This window comes from Caulobacter sp. 17J65-9 (assembly GCF_010975005.1).
GTDB lineage: Bacteria > Pseudomonadota > Alphaproteobacteria > Caulobacterales > Caulobacteraceae > 17J80-11.
In genome coordinates this window covers 42,481-49,914 of the sequence record NZ_JAAIVC010000011.1, presented here as the reverse complement: position 1 = coordinate 49,914, position 7,434 = coordinate 42,481, and the positions used below count along the sequence as shown (strand labels likewise).

The following is a 7,434-nucleotide window of genomic DNA, read 5'->3' as shown; positions in this document are numbered from 1 at the left end:
CGCCCGGCCAGCCCCTCGCGCGCGGACGTCACGGCGTCCAGCGCCGCCGCCTCGCGCCGCGCCGCGGGCTTCGCCCCGCCGGCCAGCCAGTCGAACAGGCCCATCCCTCGCTCCCGCCGCTCACCGCCGAGCATGCCGACATGACGGACGAAAGACGAGAACCTTCAACGAAAACGGCCCCGGAGGATCTCCGGGGCCGTCGTAGTCCAGGTCAGGCGCGCACGCCTCAGTAGTAGTGGACGAAGTCGTCCGCCATGGCCTTGGCGCCGGCGAGGCTGGCGCCGTGGCGGTCGCGATCGCGCAGGGTCTCCGCGCCGAAGGCCAGGCGCACGCCGACCGTGAAGGTGTCGATGGCGATGCCGTCGTCGTCGTCGTAGCTGTTCTCGTCGTGGCGATAGCCGGCGTAAACGCTGGCCGGCGACCCGGCGAACTTGTACTCGCCGGTCACGCTGGCGTTCCAGTTGTTGAACTCCGACCAGGCGTCCCAGTCTCCGTAGCCGACCGCAGCGTCCACCGAGAAGTTGTCGTTGACGAAGTACTTGGCGGCCGCCTGGCCGCTCCAGCCCTTAACGTCCGCGAACCAGTCGTCGACCTGCGCATAACCGAGGGAGCCGGACAGGGTGGCGCGCTCGAGGAAGACCTGGCCCTCGACCCCGCCCATCAGCCCGCTGTTGTTGTAATAGCCCAGCTCGCCCGCGAACGCGCCGAAGGCGTACTGGTCGTTGCGCGTCGCCAGGTGCACGGCGGCGTAACCGAAGCTGTTGGATTCCTCGTCGCCGTCCCACGTGTAGTGGTTCAGCCGGCCGTCGCCCTGCAGCATCAGGCCGTTGTCGAAGGTGGTGGCGAAACCGCCGCCGAGCGACAGGTCGGTGTTGTCCGCGCTGTCGCCGTCCTCGAAGTCCCAGTTGTGCAGGCTGTAGCCGGCGTCGACGTGGGCGACGACCTCGTCGGCCATGGCGGGCGCGGCGGCGAACAGAACGGCGGCGGCGGCCGTCGCGAGCAGCGTGACTTTCACTGGTTCCCCCGAAGTATCGTCGACCGCCCCAACGGCGCCGACATCCGGGGCGGAATAGTGAAGCTGTCGCCAGGCTAGGCAGCTCAGACTCGACGAAGTCCGACATTCCTGCGTCGAAACGTTGCCTCGCCACGCGAGCGCCGATGGGCTCGCGCCATGGCCTCGGCCCCCGCCGCGACCGCCTGAGCGACAGGCCCCTGCGGCCCAGGCGTCTGCGACGAAGCCGGACAGCGCTGCGGTGGAAGCGGGTTCGCCTCTTTTGCCGCGACGGCATGCTCTGGCGAACCGCGCCGTTCGATCGGAGACGCCCATGCGCTCGCTCGCCGACCTGCCCTCGCCTTCGCCCTCGCTGCCCAAGGGAACCGACTTTCCGGCTGCAGGCGGCCCGGAAGACGACCTGATGGTCGGAACGGAAGCCCGCAGCGATCTTCTCGGCGGGGCCGGCAACGACGTGCTCCGCTGGACCGGTGACGACGACCTGCTCGACGGGGGCGACGGTATCGACGGCGTCTACTACGACGGCGTAGGCGCCGTCGTGTTCGATCTGACCAAGGGATACGCCTCGAACGGGGTGACCACGGCCGTGCTGGTCGGGATCGAAAACCTCTACGGCGGCGGCGGCGCCGACCTGCTGATCGGCGATGATCAGGCGAACCGCTTTATCGGCGGCGGCGGCGACGATCGGATGTACGGCGGCGGTGGCGACGACTTCTTCTGGGGTGTCGGCGACGGCGGCGGTTGGGACCTGTTCGACGGCGGCGACGGGTTCGACACGATCGAGTACCACACCGGCCGACCAGACCCGGTCTACGTCGACCTCCTGACCGGCGTCACCGGTGGCGCAGCCTACGGCGACACCCTGGTGTCGATCGAGCACGTGATCGGCGGTGAAGGGGACGACGTGCTGGCCGGCGGCGACGCCGACGAGGTGTTGGAGGGCGTGTTCGGCCAGGACGTCCTGCTGGGCCGTGGCGGCGACGACGTCCTGCGGCTCGGGCGCAGCCTTGGGACAAGCGGGGACTCCGAAGTCGACGGCAGCCCGTTTCCCGCAGCGTATGCTTCGCTGGCCGACGGGGGCGACGGCGACGACCTGATCTACGGCTCGTACTACTGGGACGACCTGAAGGGCGGCGCGGGCGCCGACCGAATCTGGGGCGGCGACGCCAGCGACCGGCTCTCCGGCGAAGAGGGTGACGACTTCCTGGACGGCGGCGACCAGGCCGACACTCTCGACGGCGGCGCGGGCGCGGACCTCCTGCTGGGCGGCCTCGGCGGCGACACCCTCGGCGGCGGCGACGGAAACGACACGCTGGACGGCGGCGGCCAGGACGACACCCTCGACGGCGGCGCGGGCGCGGACGAACTGCTGGGCGGCCAGGGCCGCGACACCCTGCGCGGCGGCGACGGAAACGATGCGCTGGACGGCGGCGACCAGGACGACGTGCTGATGGGGGGCGCCGGGGACGACGTGCTGTACGCGAGCGGCGGGTTTGACCGGCTGGACGGCGGCGACGGCTTCGACACCTTCAGCTTCGCCCGCGCGGCCCAGGGCGTGGTGTTCGCCATGAAGACGGCGGACCTGGTCTCGGTCGAACGGGTGGCGGGCTCGGCCTTCGCCGACCGGCTGACCGGCACGGACGCGGGCGAGACCCTCGACGGCGGGGCCGGCGACGACGTGCTGGACGGAGGCGCGGGCGACGACGTGCTGGTCGGCGGCGCCGGGGCCGACCGCTTCCTCGGCGGCTCAGGCGTCGACACGGCGGACTACACCGGCTCGGCCCAGGCGGTGGTCGTCGACATGCAAGGCGCAGGCGGCGGGGACGCGGCCGGCGACACCTTCGTCGGGATCGAGCAGGTCCGCGGCGGCGCCTTCGCCGATACGATCTACGGGGCCGACGGCCTGGACGAGACCCTCTGGGGGATGGGCGGGGACGACTGGCTCTACAGCCGTAGCGGCGCGGCCGTGCTCGACGGCGGCGACGGAAACGACCACCTGATCTCGTCGGACAGCAACGACCGGCTGTACGGCGGCGCCGGGAACGACGAACTGTCGGCTGGCGGGGGCGCCGACCGGCTGGAGGGCGGCGCCGGCGACGACATGCTGGACGGCGGCGCGGGCGACGACGTGATGGTCGGCGGCGCGGGCGCCGACCGCTTCATCGGCGGCTCGGGTGTCGACCTGGTGGATTACTCCGGCTCGACCCGGGCGGTGTTCATCCATCTGCGTGGCGGCTACGGCGACTGGGATGCGGCCGGCGACACCTTCGTCGGCGTCGAACAGGTCCGCGGCACGGCGTTCGCCGACGCGATCTACGGCGCCGGCCAGGGCGAGACCATCTGGGGCATGGGCGGGGACGACTGGATCTCCGGCGGGACCGGCGCCGCGGTCCTCGACGGCGGCGACGGAAACGACCACCTCGGCGCCTCGGACGGCAAGGACCGGCTGTACGGCGGCGCCGGGAACGACGAACTGTCGGCCGCCGGCGGCGACGACTGGCTGGACGGCGGGCTCGGCGACGATGTCCTGATGGCCGGCGCGGGGGCCGACGTGCTGGTCTCCGGCGGCGGAACCGACCGTCTGGTCGGCGGCGCCGGAAACGACCGCTTCGTGATCGACGGTCCGGGCTCGGCGACCATCGACGACTTCCAGGGGGCCGGCGGGCCGGGCGGCGACCTGCTGGACCTGACGGCCTTCGGCGACATGACGTTCGAGCAGTCGCAGACCGCCTTCGTCCAGAAGGGCGACGACCTGTTCATTCGCCTGGAGGGGACGACGGTCGTGCTGCACGGCGTGTGGGCCGACATGCTTCGGCCCGAGGACGTGCTGCTGGCCGGACCGCAGCCGAACGACAGCTTCGGCGACTGGCTGTAGGCGCGGGCTACCGCACCCGCACCTCGGCCGCTCCTTCGAGCACTCGCCCGACCGCGGCCGCGGCGCCGAAGCCGCGGGCGCGCGCCAGGGCCAGCACGGCCTGCGCCCGCTCGGGCGCGACCGCGATCAGCAGGCCGCCGCTGGTCTGGGGATCGCACAGCAGATCGCGCCGCCAGTCGTCCAGCCCCTCGGCCCGCACGAAGTCGCCGTAGCTGGCCCAGTTGCGCACCGCGCCGCCGGTGCGCACGCCGGCCCGGGCCATAACCTCGACACCCGTGATCAAGGGAGCGGCGGCCGCGTCGAGCTCGACCGTCAGGCCCGAGCCGCGGGCCATCTCCAGGGCGTGGCCCAGCAGGCCGAAGCCGGTGACGTCGGTGACCGCGCGCACGCCCGCGATCTCGGTCAACTCCGCGCCCACGGCGTTCAGCCGGGTGGTGGTGTCGATCAGGGCGGCGTAGCCGGCCTCGTCCAGCTCGCCCTTCTTGAAGGCGGCGCTGAGCACGCCCACGCCCAGCGGCTTGGTCAGGATCAGCACGTCGCCGGCCCGCGCGCCGCGGTTGGTCAGCACCCGGTCGGGATGCACCAGTCCCAGCGCCACCAGACCGTAGATCGGCTCGACGCTGTCGATCGAGTGGCCACCGGCGATCGGCACGCCAGCCGCGGCGCACACCGAGGCGCCGCCGGCCAGGATGCCCCGGATGGCGTCGACCGGCAGGACGTTCACCGGCATGCCGACGATGGCCAGCGCCATGATCGGCTTGGCGCCCATGGCGTAGACGTCCGACAGGGCGTTGGTCGCGGCGATGCGGCCGAAGTCGTAGGGATCGTCCACCACCGGCATGAAGAAGTCGGTGGTGGCCACCAGCGCCTGCTCGTCGTTCAGCCGCCACACGGCCGCGTCGTCCGAGGTCTCGGTGCCGACCAGCAGGTTCGGGAAGGCCGCCGCCGCGGGCATGCCGGCCAGGATGTCGCGCAGCACCGCAGGCGCCAGCTTGCAGCCGCAGCCGCCGCCGTGGGCGAGCGAGGTCAGACGGGGCGCTTCGGTCATCGGATTTCCCTCCGGGCCCAAGGCTGCGCGCGGCCCGCAAACGGCCTATAGCTGCGCCGAATGACCGACACCATCCACCGGCTCGAGACCATCGACACCGCCGCGCTTTCGCGCTTCGACGCGGTGATCGACGTGCGCAGCCCCGGCGAGTTCGCCGAGGACCACCTGCCGGGCGCCGAGAACCTGCCGGTGCTGGACGACGCCCAGCGCGCCGAGGTCGGGACCATCTACGTCCAGGAGTCCAAGTTCCGGGCCCGACGCCTCGGCGCGGCCCACGTGGCGCGCAACATCGCCGCCCACCTGGACGGCGCCCTGGCCGACCGTCCGAGCGGCTTCCAGCCGCTGGTCTACTGCTGGCGCGGCGGCCAGCGCTCGCACGCCATGGCCACCATCCTCTCGCAGGTCGGCTGGCGCACCACCCTGCTGGTCGGCGGCTACCGGACCTGGCGGCGGCATGTGACCGAGCGGCTGTACGGCGAGGCGCCCGCGCCGAAGCTGGTCCTGCTGGACGGCGGCACCGGCACGGCCAAGACGGAGATCCTGGGCCGCCTGGCCGAGCGCGGCGTGCAGACGCTCGACCTGGAGGGCCTGGCCGCGCACCGCGGTTCGCTGCTGGGCGCCCTGCCCGGCCGTCCCCAGCCCGGCCAGAAGCTGTTCGAGAGCCGGCTGCTCGAAGCCATGGAGCGGCTGGACCCGAGCCGTCCCGTCCTGGTCGAGGCGGAATCCAGCAAGATCGGCGAGATCATGCTGCCGCCGGTGCTGTGGCGGGCCATGCAGGCCGCGCCGCGGATCGAGGTCTGCGCGCCGACCGCCGAACGCGCCACCTATCTGGCCCAGACCTATCGCGACCTGGCCGAGGATCAGGCCGCCCTGTACGCGGCGCTGTCCCGCCTGCCCCGCCACCACAGCCGCGAACGCCTGGCGGAGTGGCGGGAGCTGGCCGACACGCGCGCCTTCTCGGCCCTGGCCGAGGCGCTGATCGAGGCCCACTACGACCCCGCCTACCGCCGCTCCAGCCGCGAGGACGCGCGGCCGCGGCTGGGCGTGGTCACCCTGCCCACCCTCGATCCAGGCTCGCAGGAACGTGCCGCCGACGCGGTGGCGGGGTTGGTGGACGGGTGGCGTGCCTAATGTCCTCCCCCTCTGGGGGAGGGGGACCACGCGCAGCGTGGTGGAGGGGGCTCGTCTTGGCGGGACGGCGCAGCTGCGAGGGCTCGCTCCGCTGGAGCCCCCTCCACCGCTTCGCCCAGCCCGCGCCCTAGGCGCGGGCGTTCTTCGCGGCGATCGACAAATCGTTGTCGATCGCATCCGGCCTGCCGTGCAGGCCGGCGCTCGTCACCCCCTCCCCCACCGCTTCGCTCGGGGGAGGATTTTGCCTCACCGCCCCAGCCACCGGCGGGGCCACTTGTCGCCCAGCGCGCGGATCTGGCCGGGCCGCAGGCCCAGCGCCTGCACGGTCTTGGGCGGCAGGGGATCGACCGCCTGCACAGGTTCCCAGCCGTCGACCGGGCTGGTGGCGATGCGCCCGAGCGTCAGGGCGGCGTCGACCGCGGCCCACTCGGCCCGGGCCCGGTCCTCCTGGCCGACGGCGTAGTAGTGCCGCACGAAGCCGGTTTCGCCCGGCCGTTCGACCATCACCCCGATCATCCATCCGCTCGCCATAGGCGGCTCCTCGCCTGAGCCGGGGGCTGCGGTCAATACGTCCGATCCTGACGCGGCGCGAACGCCTATATGCTGGCGGGACTTCCCCGGATTCGCGCCCGAGCCCGTACATGAGACTTCGCGTCATCGACATCGAGACCACCGCCGGCGGCCCGGAGGCCGAGATCATCGAGGTGGGCGTGGTCGACGTCGTGACCGACGAGCACGGCGTGCGGGCCGAGCTTCCCCGCACCCGCCTGCTGCGGCCGCTGGGCGAGATCACCGTCCACGCCATGGCCGTGCACCACCTGACGCCGGACGACTTCCCGGCCGATATGGCCAGCTGCAGCGCGGAGCTCCTGCGCGAACTGGTCTGGGAAGGCGGCCGGCCCGATGCGCTCGTCGCCCATAACGCCAGTTTCGAGCGCGGCTTCATCACGCCCGCGGTGACCGAAGATGTGCCGTGGATCTGCACGGTGAAGTCGGCCAAGCGCGCCTGGCCGGAAGCGCCGGGCTTTTCCAACCAGGTGCTGCGCTACTGGCGGGGCCTGCGGCTCGACCCGGCCCTGGCCATGCCGCCGCACCGGGCAGGCCCCGACGCCTGGGTCACCGCCCACATCCTGATCGACCTGCTGGCCGCGGCCTCCGTCGAGGACATGCTGGCCTGGACCGAGGCGCCGCGCGAGCTGCACGTCGTCCCGTTCGGAAAGCACCGCGGCAAGCCCTGGACGGCCGTGCCCTCCGACTACCTGCGCTGGATGCTGACCCAGGCCGACATGAACGCCGACGTGCTGACCCGCGCCCGCCAGGAGATGGAACAGCGCGGCCTGGTCGAGGCGCCGGCGGCCTGAGCTTGTC

6 protein-coding genes are annotated in these 7,434 nt (G+C 72.5%); 3 read left to right on the top strand and 3 right to left on the bottom strand.

The window, feature by feature from the left end; genetic code table 11:
• Nucleotides 1-226: 226 nt before the first annotated feature.
• Nucleotides 227-1,015 (bottom strand): hypothetical protein, encoded by a 789-nt coding sequence (locus tag G3573_RS03720; RefSeq protein ID WP_163259502.1) that lies wholly within the window; start codon nucleotides 1,013-1,015, stop codon nucleotides 227-229.
• A 310-nt stretch (nucleotides 1,016-1,325) separates the two neighbouring features.
• On the opposite strand from G3573_RS03720, the gene G3573_RS03715 reads away from it, so the two are divergent.
• Complete coding sequence (locus G3573_RS03715) at nucleotides 1,326-3,887, top strand: calcium-binding protein (protein WP_163259501.1); 2,562 nt, start codon at nucleotides 1,326-1,328, stop codon at nucleotides 3,885-3,887.
• A gap of 7 nt (nucleotides 3,888-3,894) precedes the next feature.
• Here the strand turns inward: G3573_RS03715 and selD are convergent, their stop codons facing one another.
• The gene (selD, locus tag G3573_RS03710; protein WP_163259500.1) at nucleotides 3,895-4,935 is read right to left on the bottom strand and encodes a selenide, water dikinase SelD; all 1,041 of its coding nucleotides are present in this window, start codon (nucleotides 4,933-4,935) and stop codon (nucleotides 3,895-3,897) included.
• Between the two features lie 60 nt (nucleotides 4,936-4,995).
• Between selD and mnmH the strand changes: the two genes are divergently transcribed.
• Nucleotides 4,996-6,066: a tRNA 2-selenouridine(34) synthase MnmH gene (gene mnmH / locus G3573_RS03705; RefSeq protein ID WP_163259499.1), complete on the top strand. Its 1,071-nt coding sequence runs from the start codon at nucleotides 4,996-4,998 to the stop codon at nucleotides 6,064-6,066.
• 246 nt (nucleotides 6,067-6,312) lie between these two features.
• Here mnmH and G3573_RS03700 read toward each other — a convergent pair whose 3' ends face one another.
• The gene (locus G3573_RS03700) at nucleotides 6,313-6,597 is read right to left on the bottom strand and encodes a hypothetical protein (RefSeq protein WP_163259498.1); all 285 of its coding nucleotides are present in this window, start codon (nucleotides 6,595-6,597) and stop codon (nucleotides 6,313-6,315) included.
• Between the two features lie 110 nt (nucleotides 6,598-6,707).
• Between G3573_RS03700 and G3573_RS03695 the strand changes: the two genes are divergently transcribed.
• Nucleotides 6,708-7,427 carry an exonuclease domain-containing protein gene (locus G3573_RS03695; protein ID WP_163259497.1) on the top strand — a complete coding sequence of 240 codons (720 nt, stop codon included), beginning with the start codon at nucleotides 6,708-6,710 and terminating at the stop codon, nucleotides 7,425-7,427.
• The last annotated feature ends 7 nt before the right edge of the window (nucleotides 7,428-7,434 follow it).

Excerpts from the sequence above, each read along its gene's own strand:
- G3573_RS03715 (WP_163259501.1), top strand. The coding sequence starts at position 1,326 with ATGCGCTCGCTCGCCGACCTGCCCTCGCCTTCGCCCTCGCTGCCCAAG.
- selD (WP_163259500.1), bottom strand. The coding sequence starts at position 4,935 with ATGACCGAAGCGCCCCGTCTGACCTCGCTCGCCCACGGCGGCGGCTGC.
- mnmH (WP_163259499.1), top strand. The coding sequence starts at position 4,996 with ATGACCGACACCATCCACCGGCTCGAGACCATCGACACCGCCGCGCTT.
- G3573_RS03700 (WP_163259498.1), bottom strand. The coding sequence starts at position 6,597 with ATGGCGAGCGGATGGATGATCGGGGTGATGGTCGAACGGCCGGGCGAA.
- G3573_RS03695 (WP_163259497.1), top strand. The coding sequence starts at position 6,708 with ATGAGACTTCGCGTCATCGACATCGAGACCACCGCCGGCGGCCCGGAG.